Raw genomic sequence first — 15210 nt, forward strand, 5'->3', positions numbered from 1 at the left:
TAAGTTGGAATACACGGCAAGCGGGCAACTATGGGCCGATAGCAGTCGGCTCAGGTGTCGTCACTCACCGCAGCGGCGCGCGCGGCGTCGGGGCCGTCGGACAAGAGAATCCGCAGGCCAGCCTCGTCGAGGACGGGGACCTTGAGCGACCTCGCCTTGTCGTGCTTGGAGCCGGGATTGTCGCCTACGACGACAAAGTCGGTCTTCTTGGATACTGAACCGGTGACCTTGCCTCCCCGGCTCGCGATCGCTTCGGAGGCCTGGTCGCGGGAGAAATCGGCGAGCGTGCCGGTCACGACGACCGTCAGGCCCTCGAGCGGGCGGGGGCCCTCGTCGGTGCGTTCCTCGGCCATCCGCACGCCGGCCGCACTCCATTTGCGGACCACCTCGCGGTGCCAGTCGACCGCGAACCACTCCTTGAGACTGACCGCGATCGTCGGGCCCACGCCGTCGACCCCCGACAGCTCCTCGACCGACGCCTCGTCGATCCGCTCGACCGACTCGAAATGGCGGGCCAGCGCCTGCGCCGCGGTCGGGCCGACGTGCCTGATCGAGAGCGCGACCAGCACCCGCCACAGCGGACGCTGCTTGACCTCTTCGAGGTTGTCGAGCAGCTTGACCGCGTTGCTGCCGAGCGTGCCGTCCTTGTTGACGAAGAACGGGCAGTCGCGCAGCGCGAGCGCGTCGATGTCGAACAGGTCGCCCTCGTCGGTGATCACCCCGCACTCGAGCAGCGCGGCCGACGCCTTGTAGCCGAGCACCTCGATGTCGAGCGCGCCGCGGCCGGCCAGGGCGAACACCCGCTCGCGGAGCTGGGCCGGGCACGACCGGGCGTTGGGGCACCGGATGTCGACGTCGCCCTCCTTGGCCGGGGCGAGCGGCGTGCCGCAACTCGGGCACTCGGTGGGCATCTCGAACGGCCGGGCGTCGGCGGGCCGCAACCCGATCACCGGCCCCAGCACCTCGGGGATGACGTCGCCGGCCTTGCGCAGCACGATCGTGTCACCGATCAGCACGCCCTTGCGCTCGACCTCACGGGCGTTGTGGAGCGTGGCCAGCGCGACCGTCGACCCCGCCACCTTGACCGGCTCGAGCACGGCGAACGGGGTGACCCGCCCGGTGCGGCCGACGTTGACCTGGATGTCGAGCAGCTTGGTGTTGACCTCTTCCGGCGGGTATTTGAACGCGATCGCCCACCGCGGCGCCTTGCTGGTGGAGCCGAGCCGGCCCTGCAGCGCGATCTCGTCGACCTTGACCACGACGCCGTCGATCTCGTGCTCGACGTCGTGCCGGTGCTCGCCGTAGTAGGCGATGTAGCCGTCGACGCCGGCCAGGTCCTCGACGACCTTCCACCGCTCGCTGGTCGGCAGCCCCCACGCGCGCAACGACTCGTAGGCGTGCGACTGCGACCGCGGCGTGAAACCCTGCCGGGCGCCGATGCCGTGCACCACCATGCGCAGCGGCCGGGACGCGGTGACCCGCGGGTCCTTTTGCCGCAGGCTGCCCGCCGCCGCGTTGCGCGGGTTGGCGAACGGCGCCTTGCCCTGCTCGACCAACCCGGCGTTGAGGTCGGCGAACGCGGAGACCGGGAAGTAGACCTCGCCGCGTACCTCGAGCAGGTCAGGCACCTTCTTGCCGGTGAGCCGCTCCGGGATGCCCACGATCGTGCGCACGTTGCCGGTCACGTCCTCGCCGGTGCGCCCGTCGCCCCGGGTCGCGCCGCGGACCAGCCGGCCCTGCTCGTAGGTCAGGTTGATCGCCAGGCCGTCGACCTTGAGCTCGCAGAGGAACCGCACCGCGCCGCCGGCGTCGCGGACCGTGCGCTCGGCCCACGCGGCCAGGCCCTCGGTGCTGAACACGTTGTCGAGGCTGTAGAGCCGCTCGAGGTGCTCGACCGCCCGGAACTCGGTGGTGAAACCGCCCACCCGCTGGGTCGGCGACTCCGGGGTGCGCAGCGCGGGAAACTCGTCCTCGAGGGCGATCAACGAGCGCATCAGGGCGTCGAAATCGGCGTCGGAGATCGTCGGCGCGTCGAGCACGTAGTAGCGGTAGGTGTGCCCGTCGATCTCCTCGGCCAGCACCGCGTGCCGCTCACGGACCTCGGGCGGTGGCTCCGTGCCCGCGGCCGCCGCCTGTGCGGGCGTCACCGACTGGTCAGGCAGGAGTTCCTCAGACACGACCACGAACCTCCGGACTAGTGCTCTCTCAGAAACTAGCCCGCCCGTACGACAAATGTCTCAGACCTCGACCAGCCGCCGCCCGGCGTCGCGACAGGCCGCCAGCACGTCCTTCGCATAGGGGAGCGACGCGCCGGCCAGCCCGCAGGTCGGCGTCACCACGACCTGCTCGGCCAGCAACGACCGGCCGAAGCCGAGCTGGTTCCAGACCGCCCGTATCCGGTCGGCAAGATCGCCCGAACGGGGCGCCCGGGCACCGCTGGTCGCCGCCACGCCGGCCAGCAACCCGACACCGGCGTCGATCGCCTCGCCCAACGGGTCCAGCGCCGTCACCAGCGAAAGATCGAGCGAGAGGGCCGAAGCGCCGGCCGAGACCAACAGCGCCACGGGTACGTCCGCCGCACAGCAATGGAACACGACGGGGGCGCCCACGGCCGTGACCAGGGATCGCAACGTGTCGGTGGCGACCGACTCCTCCACGGCCCGGTAGGCGCTGAACCCGCTCTCGGTCGGCACCCGCCCGGCCAGCACCGTCGGCAGGGACGGCTCGTCGACCTGCAGCAGCACGGTCGCGCCCGGCAGCCGCCGCCGCACGTCCTCGACGTGCCCCCGCAGCCCTTCCGCCAGCGACGTCGCCAGGTCGCGGACCGCTCCCGGGTCGCGCAGCAACCGCCCGCCGACCGGCAGGTCGACGTTCGCGGCCAGCGTCCACGGCCCGGCCGCCTGCACCTTGATCACGCCGGTGTAGCCGTCGCCCTGCTCGGTGAGCTGGTCGAGATCGCGCTCCAGCAGATCCAGCGCCCGCCGCAGGTCACGCCCGGGCCGCGCGGCGATCCGCCACTGCCCGACATAGAGCTCGACCGGCAGGTCGACGAGAAGCGCCGAGGTGCGCCCGATGATGTCGGAGCCGGGCCCCCGGGCGGGCAACTCCGCGAGGTGGGGCAGATCGGGCAACTCGCCCAACACCATCCGCTGCGCCTCGACGATGTCGGTGCCGGGCATCGAGCCGACGCCCGTCGCGCTGCCGGCGGGCCAGGACCAACGATCACTCACGAGGGACGAGCCTACCGATCACCCGGGTACGGGCGACCGGGTGACCGGCGCGCCACAGCCAGAGAACGTCGCGGCCGAACGACTCGACCAGGAGCGCGAACGCGACCAGCAGCAGCACGAGCGTCGCCCGGAACGGCAGCACGCCCGCGGTCGCGGTGACCAGCGCGACGCCCTGTGTCGCCGCGACGACCTTGCGCCAGTACCGGGGCGGCAGCGTCCCGCGCATCCACCGCGTCGACCAGATGCCGAGCAGGAACGCGTACCGCATGCCGCCGATCGCCAGCACCCACCAGCCCGCGGACGGCGCCACGTAGACGCTGAGCACGAGGACCAGGAACGAGTCGGCCTCCATGTCGAACCGCGCCCCGAACGCCGACGTGGTGCCCGTGCGCCGGGCGACCTGCCCGTCGACGCCGTCGAGCAGCAGCGCGACCACGACCAGCCCGACGATCGCGCCGACCGCGGGCGCCTGCTGGAGCGAGTCGACGACGAGCGCCGCGACCACGCCGATCAGGACCGTCCTGGCGGCCGTCACCCAGTCGGCCGGGCCGTACCTCTTGAGTCCGGTTGATGACAGTCCGTGTTGAAGAAGAATCATGGTGACGAGTGCGTACGCGACGCCGGTAAACCAACCAGCGGCGCCGATACCGACCGCAGCCCCCACTGCAGCAAGCACGATGAACTGGGCAAACATGCCGACCAGGGGGCCGGATCGAACAACGCGCATCGTTCCTCCGTGTCATGAAGCGGCACATGCAGGTACGGGAGATGGGATCGTTCGGTTCATGCACATGACGGAGAGCCACGAGTGAGCCCGACCGAACGCGCCTTCTGGGTCGTCTCACCAGGCACGGGAGAGATCCGTCCGGAGACCGTTCCCGACCCGAATCCCGACGAGGTGCGTGTCCGCACGCTCCGCTCCGGCGTCAGCCGGGGCACCGAGACGCTGGTGTTCCGCGGTGCCGTGCCGGCGAGCCAGCACACGGCCATGCGGGCCCCGTACCAGGAAGGCGATTTCCCTGGTCCGGTGAAGTACGGCTACCTCAACGTCGGCGTGGTCGAGGAGGGTCCGGAGGAGCTGCGCGGCCGCACGGTCTTCTGCCTCTACCCGCACCAGACCGGTTACGTCGTCCCCGCGTTCGCGGTGGTGCCCGTGCCCGAGGCGGTGCCGCCGTCGCGGGCAGTCCTGGCCGGCACGGTCGAGACCGCGGTCAACGCCCTCTGGGACGCCCCGCCGCTGGTCGGCGACCGGGTGACGGTGGTCGGCGGCGGCATGGTCGGCTGCAGCGTCGCCCGGCTCCTGGCCGGCTTCCCGGGCGTGGAGGTCGAGTTGCTCGACGTGGACCCGGCGCGGGAGGAGACCGCCGCCGCGCTCGACGTCGGCTTCGCCCACCCGGACGCCGCGAAAACCGGCCGTGACCTGGTCTTCCACGCCAGCGCGACGGAGGCGGGCCTGCGCCGGTCACTGGAGTTGCTGCGGCCGGAGGGCACGGTCGTCGAGCTGAGCTGGTACGGCGACCGTGAGGTGACCGTGCCGCTCGGCGCCGGCTTCCACTCCGGACGGTTGACCGTGCGGGCCAGCCAGGTCGGCATGGTCGCACCGGCCCGGCGCTCCAGCCGGTCCTATGCGGACCGCGTCGCCCTCGCCCTCGACCTGCTGCGCGATCCGGCGTTCGACGCCCTGCTCAGCGCGGAGCACCCGTTCGAGCGACTACCCGAGGTGCTGCCGGACCTGGCGTCTGGCAGCCTGGCCGGGTTGTGCCACGTCATCACCTACGGAGAGTAGAGAAACACATGTTCAGCGTCACGGTGCGCGATCACATGATGGTCGCCCACAGCTTCCGCGGCGAGGTCTTCGGCCCCGCTCAGCAGCTGCACGGAGCGACCTTCCTGGTCGACGCCACGTTCCGCCGGGCCGACGTCGACGCCGACGGCATCGTCGTCGACATCGCCCTCGCGTCGGAGCAGCTCAAGGCCGTCGTGGGCCAGTTCAACCTGCGCAACCTCGACGACGACCCGACGCTGGCCGGGCGCAACACGACCACCGAGGTGCTGGCCAAGGTCATCGCGGACCGGCTGGCCGAGCAGGCGAAGGCCGGCGCCCTCGGCGAAGGGGGGCGTGAGCTGGCCGGCATCACCGTGACCCTGCACGAGTCACACATCGCGTGGGCGAGCTACGAGCGATCGCTGTGAACCTTTCGCCGCCGGGCCTCGTACAGGTCGTCGTGCCAGACGACATCGACGACCCGGCGTTCCCCAGCGGTGGGAACGCGTACGACCGACGGGTCCTCGACGGTCTGGCGGCGCTGCGTTGGACGGTGCGTGAGCACCCGGTCCCGGTCGGTGCCCCGCTCGGCCCGGTGCTGGACGCCCTGCCCGACGGCGCGCTCGTGGTGGTCGACGGCCTGCTGGCCACCGGGGTCCCGGTCGACCGGGTCGGCCGCCTCCGCCTCGTCGTGCTGGCGCACATGGTCTTCGGCGTGCCGGGCGAGCGCGAGGTGCTGGCGGCCGCCGACGCGGTGATCACGACCAGCGAGTGGTGCAAGCGGCACCTGGCTGCCACGTACGGCGTGCCGGCGACGGCCGCCCCGCCCGGTGTCGAACCGGCCCCGGTGACGCCGCCCAGCGTCGCCGGGTCGCGGCTCCTCTGCGTCGCCGCCGTCGTGCCGCACAAGGGCCACGACGTGCTCGCCGGCGCGCTGGCGGCGCTGCCGGTGGGCGGCTGGAGCTGCCTGTGCGTCGGCTCGCTGGAGCGGGAGCCCGGCTTCGCCGGGGAGGTGCGGCGTACGGCGCCGGCGGGCATGCGGTTCGCGGGCCCGCTGGTCGGCGCCGATCTGGAGGCCGCGTACGCCGACGCCGACCTGCTGGTGCTGCCCTCCCGCGCCGACTCGTACGGGATGGTCGTCACCGAGGCCCTGGCCCGCGGCATCCCCGTGCTGGCCACCACCGCGCAGGGGCTGCCCGACACGCTCGGCCGCGCCCCCGACGGCAGCCGGCCCGGGATGCTGGTGCCGCCCGGCGATCCGGCCGCGCTCGCCGCCGCGCTGCGGCGCTGGCTGTCCGAACCGTCCGCCCGCGACGCGCTCCGCTCGTCGGCCCTTATGCGTCGAACGACGCTGACGGGCTGGCCCGAGACCGCGACGCTGGCCTCCGATGTCCTGTCCACGGTCGCGATGCGGGAGAGCACGAGCAGATGACGAGCGTCCTGATGCCCAGCGTCAGCCCCAACTGGCTGCGCCTGCGTGAAGCCGCCGACGGGGCCGCACGCTCCGCCGAGCTGGTCGCCCTGCTGGGCGAGCGGTTCGCCGCCGCGGACCGGCTGGTGATCCACGACCTCGGCTGCGGCACCGGCGCGGCGGCCCGCTGGCTGGCACCGCAGTTCCCGGCCACCCAGCACTGGATCATGTGGGACCGCGACGCGGACCTGCTCGGCGCCGCCATGTCCGGCAAGCCCGCGGGCATCACCGGCGCGACCCGGCAGCGGGACATCGGCACGCTGCGCGCCGCCGACCTGGCCGGCGCCGACCTGGTCACCGCCTCGGCGTTGATCGACATCCTGACCGTCGCCGAGATCGACGCCGTCGCCGCGGCGTGTGCCGAGGCGCGCGTACCCGCTTTGATCATGTTGTCCGTCGTCGGCCGGGTGGAACTGTCCCCGGCCGACCCGTTCGACGCGGAGGTGGCCGCGGCGTTCAACGCGCACCAGCGGCGGACGGTCGGCGAGCGCGCGCTGCTCGGGCCCGACGCGGTCACCGCGCTCTCGGACGCGTTCGCGCGCCACGGCGTCGCGGTCACGCTGCGGCCGAGCCCGTGGGAGCTCGGCGCGGACGACCACGACCTGTTGACGACCTGGTTCCGGGAGTGGCTGGGCGCGGCGGTCGAACAGGTGCCCGCTTTGGGTAAACCGGCCGAGGGGTACGCACGGCGGCGCCTGGCTGAGATCGCCGAGGGACGGCTCACCGCGACCGTCCACCACGTCGACCTGCTGGCGATGCCGTGACCACGCTCGCGACGCCGCCGCCCCGCACGGCGACACCGCGCATCCCGGCGCAGCGGTCCGAGCGGCCTGCTCCGGCCGTCCGGCCCGCCCGGCCCGCGGTGAAGGCCCGGATCTGGGCCTGGGCTCGCCTCGCCGCCGGCGTGGGTGTCCTCGCCGTGCTCGTCTGGCGCCTGGGCAGCGGGCCGTTCCTGGAGGGCCTGCGGGGCGTCGACGCCACGGCGATCGCCCTCGCCTTCGGGATCGGCGTGGTCACCACGGTGGCCTGCGCCTACCGGTGGGCGCTGGTGGCCCGCGCGCTCGGCGTCCGGCTGCCGATGCGGGAGGCCGTCGGCGCCTACTACCGGGCCCAGTTCCTCAACACCACCCTGCCCGGCGGCGTGGTCGGCGACGTGCACCGGGCCGTCCGGCACGGCAAGGACATCGGCGACGTGGCGCTGGGCGTACGCGCGGTCGTGGTCGAGCGGATGGCCGGTTTCGTGGTCACGATCGCCCTGTCCGTGGTAGCGCTGGCCGTTTTACCGTCGCCGGTGCGCGGGCACATGCCGCTCGCGGTCGCCGCGCTGGCCGTGGTGGCGCTGGCCGCGTACCTGATCAAGGGCCGGATCAAGATCCGCACTGGACTGTCGCACGCGGGCACGGGGATCGGCGTCGTGCTGACCACCGCGGCCGTGCTGGCCGGCCACCTGATCACCTTCCTGGTCGCGGCGCGGACCGCCGGGGCGACCGCCCCGCTGCACCTGCTCGCGCCGCTGACCCTGCTGGCCCTGCTGGCCATGGCGCTGCCGTGCAACATCGCCGGCTGGGGCCCGCGCGAGGGCGTGGCCGCCTGGGCGTTCGGCGCGGCCGGGCTGACCTCCGCCCAGGGCGTGGCCACGGCGGTCGTGTTCGGCGTGTTGGCCCTGGTCGCGAGCCTGCCGGGGGCCGTGGTGCTGGTGCTGCGTTGGGCGGACCGGCGGCGCGCTGCGGAGAAACCGGTAATGCTGGAGCATGAACTACCGGACAGCGGCGTCCACCGGCGACCGGAGACCAGCCATGGCTGAGCGACCCTACATCCTGTTGAGCTGCGCGATGTCCATCGACGGTTATGTCAACGACACCGCCGACGAGCGCCTGCTGCTGTCCAACGCCGTCGATTTCGAGCGGGTCGACCACGTCCGCGCCGGCTGCGACGCGATCCTGGTCGGCGCCGAGACGGTCCGCCGCGACAACCCGCGCCTCGTGGTCAAGTCGGCGGAGCACCGGGCCGCCCGGGTGGCCCGCGGCCAGCACCCGTCGCCCCGCAAGGTGACCGTCACCGAGGGCGCCGGGCTCGACGCCGAGGCCGCCTTCTTCCAGGAGGGCGAGGCGGAGAAGCTGGTCTACTGCGCGAGTTCCACTGTGGACCAGGCGCGGTCGCGGCTGGGCCGGCACGCGACGATCGTCGACGGCGGGCAGCCGGTCAACCTGCGTCAGGTCGCCGAGGACCTCTACTCCCGCGGCGTCGGCCGGCTGATGGTCGAGGGCGGCGGCACCATACACACCCAGTTCCTGACCGAGGAGCTCGCCGACGAGCTGCACCTGGTGGTGGCGCCGTTCTTCGTCGGCGACTCGAAGGCACCCCGGTTCGTGGGCGACGGGGAGTTCCCCTGGAGCCAGGAGCGCCGGGCGACGCTGGCGGAGGTGCGCCAGGTGGGCGACGTGGTGTTGTTGCGGTACGCGCTCTCGCCCCGGTTCGGCACCGTCTGATGAGGAGATTGATGGACGACGCGACGATACGCACCGAGGTGTCGGTCCCCCTCCGGTTCCCCGACGGCTACGCCACGACGGCCGAGGTCTTCTCGTTCCACGGGCTCGCCGACGACAAGGAGCACGTCGCGCTCGGGCTCGGCGACTGGCGCGGTGCCGTGGCCCGCGACGAGGCGCCGCTGGTGCGCCCGCACAGCGAGTGCCTGACCGGTGACGTGTTCGGCAGCGAGCGCTGCGACTGCGGCCCGCAGCTGCGCGAGGCGGTCGAGCGGATCAGCAACGCGGGCGGGCTCCTGCTCTACCTCCGCCAGGAGGGCCGGGGGATCGGCCTCTACGCCAAGCTCGACGCGTACGCGCTGCAGGACACCGGAATGGACACCTACGAGGCGAACCTCGCGCTCGGGCACGCGGAGGACGAGCGTGACTACACGGTCGCCGCGCAGATGCTGTTGGCCCTCGGCGTCGACCGGATCGCGCTGCTGTCCAACAATCCCGACAAGGAGGAGCAGCTCGCCTCGCTGGGTGTGACCGTGACGAAGCGGGTGCCGACGCTGCTGCACCTGTCGGCCGCGAACGCCGGCTATCTCGCGGCCAAGGCGCGCCACGCCCGGCGTACCGCCGAACCCGACTGGCTCGCGTCGTGAAGAGCCGGATCCTGACCGGCCTGGCCGCGTTCTTCGTCCTGCTGCTCCTGCTCCTCCCCGACGACTTCGCCGCGCTGAGCCCGTGGGCGATCGTCGTCATCCCGCTCGAGGCCCTCGTCGGCGTCGCGGTCGTGGTGCTGCTGCCGCCGCGCGCCCGCACGGTCACCGGCATCGTCGCCGGCGTGCTGCTCGGCGCGATCACCATCCTCAAGCTGCTCGACCTGGGCTTCGGCGTCACGCTCTCGCGGCAGTTCGACCCGCTGTCGGACTGGTCGCTGTTCCGCGCGGCCTCGGAGTGGGTGTCGGAGTCGTTCGGCAAGCCCGGCGCCGTCGCGGCGATCGTCGTCGCGATCCTGCTGGCGATCGCGCTGCCGGTGCTCGCGACGCTGTCGATCCTGCGGCTGTCGCGCGTCGTGGCGGTCCGCCGGTCGCTGGCCCTGCGGGTGGTCGCGGTGCTCGGCGTGGCCTGGGTGACGCTCGCCCTGCTGGGCGTCCACGTGGTGTCCGGCGTGCCGGTCGCGGGCCGGACGACGGCGGCCGCCGCCTACGGGCACGCGGCGCAACTGCGGGAAGACATCGCGGACATGGCCGCGTACGACCGCGAGGAGCAGGCCGACGCCTACCGCGACGTACCCGCCTCGCAGTTGTTGCAAGGCTTGCGGGGCAAGGACGTCATCTTCGCGTTCGTGGAGAGCTACGGCCGGGACGCGGTGAACTACCCGCAGACCGCGTCGCTGCTGGCGTCCCGGTCGTCGTCGCTGGCGGCGGCGGGCTTCCAGGCGCAGAGCGGTTGGCTGACCTCGTCGACGATCGGTGGCGGGAGCTGGCTGGCCCACTCGACGTTCCAGTCCGGTCTGTGGATCGACAGCCAGCGGCGGTACGGGCGGTTCACGGAAGGTTCCCGGTACACGCTGACCACCGCGTTCTCGAAGGCGGGCTGGCGGACGGTCGCGGTGATGCCGGCCAACCGGCGCGACTGGCCGGAGGGTCGGATCTACGGCTTCGACAAGGAGTACGACGACCGGACGCTCGGCTACAAGGGCCAGGGTTTCGCCTTCTCGTCCATCCCTGACCAGTTCACGCTGCACTCGTTCCGGCAGATGGAGTTGGCCAAGCCGCTGGCCGAGCGCCAGCCGGTGATGGCGGAGATCGACCTGCTGTCCAGCCACGCGCCGTGGGACCCGGTGCCGCCGATGATGTCGTGGGACGAGTTGGGTGACGGGTCGACGTATCCCGGCAACGGCGGGCGCGGCGGCAACCCCGGCGAGATCGACAACGAGGAGGCGTCGAAGGTCCGCGAAAACTACCGGCGGACGGTCGAGTACTCGGTCGACAGCCTGGTGTCCTATATGGAGAAGTACGGAGACGAGAACACCGTGCTGGTGATGTTGGGCGACCACCAGCCGTCGCCGATCATCACGGGCAAGGACCCCAACCGGGACGTGCCGATCACGGTGATCGCCAAGGATCCCAAGGTGTTGCCGCAGATCTCGTCGTGGGCCTGGTCGCCCGGGCTGGCCCCGGCGGCGGAGGCCCCGGTCTGGCGGATGGACGCGTTCCGCGACAAGTTCCTGGCGGCGTTCGCGGCGCCCTAGCTTTCGCCGAGGAGGCCGCGCAGAACCCCGCGGAGGGCGCGGTCGAAGAGGTCGGTGTTCTGCGTGCCACTGGGCTCGGCCAGGGCGGCCGCGAGGTGCGGGTGGCGGGCCGGGTCCAGGGCGGCGAAGGGGTTCGCGGCTGAGCTGCTCGTGGTGCGGCTGAAGAGGACCACCAGGCCGGTCATCACCGCGATCGCCTCGAACTTGGTGGCGGTCGGTGCCTCGAGGGTCCGCATCGCGCCCAGGCAGTGGTCGAACCACGACAGCGCCTGCGGGCCGATCGCGGTCGGGCGCTGGATCAGGTCGGCCAGCCAGGGGTGCCGGCGGTGCAGGTCGAGTTGGCTGTTGGCGAGCGCGGTGAGTTGGTCCAGCCAGTCGCCCTCCGGCTCCGGGTAGGGGCGTAGCTCGCCGACCGCGTGGTCGGTCATCAGGTCCAGCAGGTCGTCGCGGGACGAGAGGTAGCGGTAGAGGGCGCCGGCCGCGGTGCCCAGCTTCGTGGCGACCGCGCGCATCGAGACCGCGGGCAGGCCGTCCGTGTCGGCGATCGCGATCGCGGCCGCCACGATCTCCTCCCGCGTGTGGCCGGGTGCGGGTCCGCGGGTGCCGCGTACGGGTCGGGTCCAGATGGGTTGCGCGTCTGCCACCTCATCACTGTAAACTGCGAACCACGTTCGCGGTTTTGGAGGTCTCTCTATGGAACTGGTCATGGCGCGCGACGGTGTCCCCATCGCGGTGCATTCCACGGGCACGGGTCCGGGCATCGTGGTCGTGCACGGCGGCGGGGTCACGATCGACGTCTACCAACGGTTCGCGGCGGCGCTGGCGGACCGGTTCACCGTGCACCTCTACAACCGGCGCGGGCGGGGCGACGCGGGGCCGCGCGAGGTGCCCTACACGGGATCGCAGGACGTCGACGACCTGGCCGCGGTGCTCGCGCACACCGGTTCGAGCTATGTGGTCGGCCACAGCGGCGGCGGGTTCGTCGCGCTGTCGGCGGCGCTGCGGCTGCCGATCGCGCGGTTGGCGCTCTACGACGCCGCGGTGTCGGTCGACGGCAACACACCCTCGGCCTGGCTCCCGGCCGCGCGGGCGGCGGCGGACGCGGGCGACCCGGCCCGCGCCCTGGCGATCACGGCCGCCGGGATCAACACCCACCAGGCGGCCTCGAAGCTGCCGCTGGGCCTGCGGGTGGCGATGACCCGGTTGTTCCTGCGCACACCGATCGGCCGCATGATGGGCGACCTGGTGTCGATGACGCTGGACGAGACGGCGCTGATCCACGCCGCCGACGGCCCGGCATCGCGCTGGTCGGGCGTGACGGCCGAGGTCCTGCTGGCGTGCGGCGCGGACGGCCCGCCCTACTACGTGACAGGCAACGAGGCGCTGGCCGCGGCGATGCCGCAGGCCCGTGCGATCGTCATCCCCCGCAGCGGCCACGACGCGATCAACCGGGCCCATCCGCGGCTGGTGGAGCCGCTCGCGGACTTCTTCGGCGCCCCGGCCCCATCCCGCGACAACGCGACACCTTAGGGCCCGCGGCGAACCATGCTCCGACTTCTGAGCCCCGCCTCGCTCCGGGCTGGCTAGATTGGCTCGCATGCGCACCATCGCCAGCGACCGCCTCCTGCTCCGGCCCTGGTGCGACGAGGACGCCGACTTCCTGCTGGATCTCGAGTCGCGCTGGGAGGTCGTGCGGTTCCTGGGCGCGCAGCCCACGATCATGAACAGCCGCGCGGATGCCCTCGCCTCGATCGCCCGTCGGCGCGCAGTCGACCATCCGATCCACGGCATCTGGGCCGTCACCACGGCGGCGGACGGCCGGCTGGTGGGAAACCTCCTGCTCAAGCCGATTCGCCTGTCGGCCGGCGAACCGGCGGGCGGGCCGGCCGACGTCGAGATCGGGTGGCATCTGCATCCGGACGCCTGGGGGCACGGCTACGCCAGCGAAGCCGCGGCGGCGGTCCTGGACGACGCGTTGAGCCGGGGTCTGCCGAGAGTCATCGCCGTCACGGACCCGGACAACCATGCCTCCCAGGCTGTGTGCCGGCGCCTCGGCATGACCCACCTGGGGCGGACTACCAGGTACTACGACACACCGAACGAGCTCTTCGCGAAACCGGCCGGCTGATCTTGTCGAAATGAAGGCCTGTCGTTCGCGGCACTCGTGAGAGGCGGATCGGCCGCCTCCGCTGCGAGGAGTTTCAGATCATGCGGACCATCACGATCGGCCAGTTCATGTCGTTGGACGGGGTCGTCGAAGAGCCTGACAAGTGGCACAGCTCGTACGTCGACGACGATCTCCTGGGTGCGATGTCAGCCGAGCGGATCGACACCATGCTGCTCGGGCGGGTGACCTACGAGAGCTTCGCCGGTGCGTTCGGTGAGCTGCCCGACGATCACCCGGCGGGCGCGTACATGAACCGGCCCGAGAAGATCGTTGTTTCGCGGTCGCTGTCGACGCTGTCGTGGCGGCGCTCGACGCTGCTGCCGGAGGGTGACGTCGTGGAGCGGGTGGCGGAACTCAAGGAGGGCGACGGAGGGCCCATCTTCATGCCCGGCAGCATCACGCTGAGCCAGACCCTGTTGCGCGCCGGCCTCGTCGACCGCATCAGCCTGCTCGTCCACCCGATCGTGGTGGGCCACGGGCGGCGGCTCTTCCCCGAGTCGATGGCCCAGGTCCCGTTCACCCTCGAGCGGTGCGACGTCTTCGGCAGCGGCGTGACCTACCAGGTCTACGCGGTCCGGTAACGAGAACGGTGGCGGGCCGTCGGGCCCGCCACCGTTCGTCTGCGCCTCGGTCAGGCGGCGGCCATCGGCTGCTCCTGTGGCGCGTTCTTCACGACCAGCTCGTGGACCACCCGCTCGGTGGTGACCTCGTGGCCGACCAGGTCGGCGATCGCCAGCAGGCCCAGCAGGGCGGCGTTGGCGAAGACCAGCCAGGTCTGGGTCGCGCCCGTGAAGGTCAGCGCGGCGACCAAGGTCCAGAGGCCCGCCAGGGCCACCAGGCCGTGGCCCACCTTGACGGCCGGCTGGGTCGCCCTGATCGCCGTCAGTGCGGCGGCCGCCGTCACGGCGGTGCCGACGCCGAAGGCCAGCCAACCGGCCGTACCCGATGTGTAGGTCATCGCGGCGACCAACAGGAAGACGCCACCGACCAGGTAGACCATGTCCAAAGCGAAGCGCGGCGTGAGTTTCATGACTGACCCCTCCTCGGCGCCACTCCCCCGTGGCGCCTGCGGTGCTGTTAGGCGGGTCGCGGCGGGAATGCACCCGGGACGGCTCGTCGGGTTCCGCGACCATTCGCGGTGCCTGATTCAGAAAACCTCGCTGACCAGCGGTTTCATGCCCGCGGCGAGTGTCTCCTGGCTCACCCGCGCCGGGCGATCAGGTAGCCCTGCGGCGTGGACTCGCCCTCCTCGGCCGGGCGCCCGCCGCGGAAGACGATCGTGAAGCCGGCGGCGGTGAGGTGCGCCTCCACCTCGTGCGTGGGCAGCCAGTAGCCGTCCCATTCGACGCCGAGGCCCGCGCTGCGGCCGCTGCGGCGGAGCTTGCCGTCGCCGTCCTTGAAACCCGTCACCAGGTAGCCCCCGGGCTTGACGACGCGGGCAAGCTCGCCGAACGCGATCGGCCGGTCGGCGGGGGCCAGGAAGATCAGCGAGTACCAGCAGACCACGCCGGCCAGCGACGCGTCCGCCAGCGGCAGGGCGCGCACGTCGCCTTCCTCGAACGAGAACTCCGGGAAGTCCTGCCGCGCCAGCTTGACCATGCCCGGCGACAGGTCGACGCCGCGCGGCCAGACGCCCTGTGCGGCCAGGAACGGCGCCAGGTGGCCCGTGCCGCAACCGATGTCGGCGACGTCGCGACCCAGGCCGGCGGCGAGAGTCAGCTCGCAGAACATGCCGAGCACGCCCCGGACGATCGGCAGCTTCTCCAGCAGGCCGTCGGCCTGCTCGCGGTAGAACGCGGCGAGCACGTCGTGCGCGGCCTTCAGCTCTTCGGTCTTGGCATCCACCGGG

At 72.2% G+C, this 15210-nt stretch carries 17 protein-coding genes; 11 read left to right on the forward strand and 6 right to left on the reverse strand.

Annotated features, from left to right (window positions below):
• Positions 1–50: 50 nt before the first annotated feature.
• Genes ligA through Air01nite_RS04480 form a run of 3 tightly spaced genes read right to left on the reverse strand, consistent with a single transcriptional unit; the run spans position 51 to position 3828 of the window.
• Complete coding sequence (gene ligA, locus Air01nite_RS04470; RefSeq protein ID WP_203700507.1) at positions 51–2177, reverse strand: NAD-dependent DNA ligase LigA; 2127 nt, start codon at positions 2175–2177, stop codon at positions 51–53.
• Positions 2178–2237: 60 nt separating this feature from the next.
• A complete protein-coding gene (locus tag Air01nite_RS04475; RefSeq protein WP_203700675.1) occupies positions 2238–3179 on the reverse strand; it encodes a methionine synthase in 942 nt (313 codons plus the stop codon).
• Positions 3180–3222: 43 nt separating this feature from the next.
• The gene (locus Air01nite_RS04480; protein ID WP_239090488.1) at positions 3223–3828 is read right to left on the reverse strand and encodes a CDP-alcohol phosphatidyltransferase family protein; all 606 of its coding nucleotides are present in this window, start codon (positions 3826–3828) and stop codon (positions 3223–3225) included.
• Positions 3829–4038: 210 nt separating this feature from the next.
• Between Air01nite_RS04480 and Air01nite_RS04485 the strand changes: the two genes are divergently transcribed.
• From Air01nite_RS04485 to Air01nite_RS04520, 8 genes are read left to right on the forward strand one after another with little or no spacing between them, the layout of a single operon-like run.
• Positions 4039–5016: a zinc-dependent alcohol dehydrogenase gene (locus Air01nite_RS04485; RefSeq protein WP_203700509.1), complete on the forward strand. Its 978-nt coding sequence runs from the start codon at positions 4039–4041 to the stop codon at positions 5014–5016.
• Positions 5017–5024: 8 nt separating this feature from the next.
• A complete protein-coding gene (locus tag Air01nite_RS04490; RefSeq protein ID WP_203700510.1) occupies positions 5025–5423 on the forward strand; it encodes a 6-pyruvoyl trahydropterin synthase family protein in 399 nt (132 codons plus the stop codon).
• Positions 5420–6427, forward strand: a complete 1008-nt coding sequence (locus tag Air01nite_RS04495; RefSeq protein WP_203700511.1) for a glycosyltransferase family 4 protein — start codon at positions 5420–5422, stop codon at positions 6425–6427. The genes Air01nite_RS04490 and Air01nite_RS04495 overlap by 4 nt, the downstream gene beginning before the upstream one ends.
• Complete coding sequence (locus Air01nite_RS04500) at positions 6424–7230, forward strand: class I SAM-dependent methyltransferase (protein ID WP_203700512.1); 807 nt, start codon at positions 6424–6426, stop codon at positions 7228–7230. Before Air01nite_RS04495 ends, Air01nite_RS04500 begins: the two co-directional genes overlap by 4 nt.
• Positions 7231–7271: 41 nt before the next feature.
• Positions 7272–8270, forward strand: a complete 999-nt coding sequence (locus tag Air01nite_RS04505; RefSeq protein WP_203700676.1) for a lysylphosphatidylglycerol synthase transmembrane domain-containing protein — start codon at positions 7272–7274, stop codon at positions 8268–8270.
• Positions 8263–8955, forward strand: coding sequence for a RibD family protein (locus Air01nite_RS04510; protein WP_203700513.1), 693 nt, complete (start codon positions 8263–8265; stop codon positions 8953–8955). The genes Air01nite_RS04505 and Air01nite_RS04510 overlap by 8 nt, the downstream gene beginning before the upstream one ends.
• Before the next feature lie 11 nt (positions 8956–8966).
• On the forward strand, positions 8967–9599 hold the full coding sequence (locus Air01nite_RS04515) for a GTP cyclohydrolase II (protein ID WP_203700514.1): 633 nt from the start codon (positions 8967–8969) through the stop codon (positions 9597–9599).
• Entirely contained in the window at positions 9596–11194 is a 1599-nt protein-coding gene (locus Air01nite_RS04520; RefSeq protein ID WP_203700515.1) for an LTA synthase family protein, read from the forward strand. Before Air01nite_RS04515 ends, Air01nite_RS04520 begins: the two co-directional genes overlap by 4 nt.
• Here the strand turns inward: Air01nite_RS04520 and Air01nite_RS04525 are convergent.
• Positions 11191–11838 carry a TetR/AcrR family transcriptional regulator gene (locus tag Air01nite_RS04525; RefSeq protein ID WP_239090489.1) on the reverse strand — a complete coding sequence of 216 codons (648 nt, stop codon included), beginning with the start codon at positions 11836–11838 and terminating at the stop codon, positions 11191–11193. The two genes, Air01nite_RS04520 and Air01nite_RS04525, sit on opposite strands and share 4 nt — an antisense overlap.
• Positions 11839–11887: 49 nt before the next feature.
• On the opposite strand from Air01nite_RS04525, the gene Air01nite_RS04530 reads away from it, so the two are divergent.
• From Air01nite_RS04530 to Air01nite_RS04540, 3 genes are all read left to right on the forward strand, one after another.
• Positions 11888–12724, forward strand: a complete 837-nt coding sequence (locus Air01nite_RS04530) for an alpha/beta fold hydrolase (protein WP_203700517.1) — start codon at positions 11888–11890, stop codon at positions 12722–12724.
• 67 nt (positions 12725–12791) lie between these two features.
• Positions 12792–13322 carry a GNAT family N-acetyltransferase gene (locus Air01nite_RS04535; protein ID WP_203700518.1) on the forward strand — a complete coding sequence of 177 codons (531 nt, stop codon included), beginning with the start codon at positions 12792–12794 and terminating at the stop codon, positions 13320–13322.
• 80 nt (positions 13323–13402) lie between these two features.
• The gene (locus Air01nite_RS04540; RefSeq protein WP_203700519.1) at positions 13403–13942 is read left to right on the forward strand and encodes a dihydrofolate reductase family protein; all 540 of its coding nucleotides are present in this window, start codon (positions 13403–13405) and stop codon (positions 13940–13942) included.
• A gap of 50 nt (positions 13943–13992) precedes the next feature.
• Here the strand turns inward: Air01nite_RS04540 and Air01nite_RS04545 are convergent, their stop codons facing one another.
• Positions 13993–14391, reverse strand: a complete 399-nt coding sequence (locus tag Air01nite_RS04545; protein WP_203700520.1) for a hypothetical protein — start codon at positions 14389–14391, stop codon at positions 13993–13995.
• A gap of 170 nt (positions 14392–14561) precedes the next feature.
• Positions 14562–15206 (reverse strand): class I SAM-dependent methyltransferase, encoded by a 645-nt coding sequence (locus Air01nite_RS04550; protein ID WP_203700521.1) that lies wholly within the window; start codon positions 15204–15206, stop codon positions 14562–14564.
• Between the last annotated feature and the right edge of the window lie 4 nt (positions 15207–15210).

This window comes from Asanoa iriomotensis (genome assembly GCF_016862515.1).
In the GTDB taxonomy this organism is placed as follows: domain Bacteria; phylum Actinomycetota; class Actinomycetes; order Mycobacteriales; family Micromonosporaceae; genus Asanoa; species Asanoa iriomotensis.

Bases quoted from the DNA above. Each gene is read 5' to 3' on its own strand.
- Air01nite_RS04475 (WP_203700675.1), bottom strand. From the start codon at position 3,179: ATGCCCGGCACCGACATCGTCGAGGCGCAGCGGATGGTGTTGGGCGAG.
- Air01nite_RS04480 (WP_239090488.1), bottom strand. From the start codon at position 3,828: ATGATTCTTCTTCAACACGGACTGTCATCAACCGGACTCAAGAGGTAC.
- Air01nite_RS04490 (WP_203700510.1), top strand. From the start codon at position 5,025: ATGTTCAGCGTCACGGTGCGCGATCACATGATGGTCGCCCACAGCTTC.
- Air01nite_RS04500 (WP_203700512.1), top strand. From the start codon at position 6,424: ATGACGAGCGTCCTGATGCCCAGCGTCAGCCCCAACTGGCTGCGCCTG.
- Air01nite_RS04510 (WP_203700513.1), top strand. From the start codon at position 8,263: ATGGCTGAGCGACCCTACATCCTGTTGAGCTGCGCGATGTCCATCGAC.
- Air01nite_RS04515 (WP_203700514.1), top strand. From the start codon at position 8,967: ATGGACGACGCGACGATACGCACCGAGGTGTCGGTCCCCCTCCGGTTC.
- Air01nite_RS04530 (WP_203700517.1), top strand. From the start codon at position 11,888: ATGGAACTGGTCATGGCGCGCGACGGTGTCCCCATCGCGGTGCATTCC.
- Air01nite_RS04535 (WP_203700518.1), top strand. From the start codon at position 12,792: ATGCGCACCATCGCCAGCGACCGCCTCCTGCTCCGGCCCTGGTGCGAC.
- Air01nite_RS04540 (WP_203700519.1), top strand. From the start codon at position 13,403: ATGCGGACCATCACGATCGGCCAGTTCATGTCGTTGGACGGGGTCGTC.
- Air01nite_RS04545 (WP_203700520.1), bottom strand. From the start codon at position 14,391: ATGAAACTCACGCCGCGCTTCGCTTTGGACATGGTCTACCTGGTCGGT.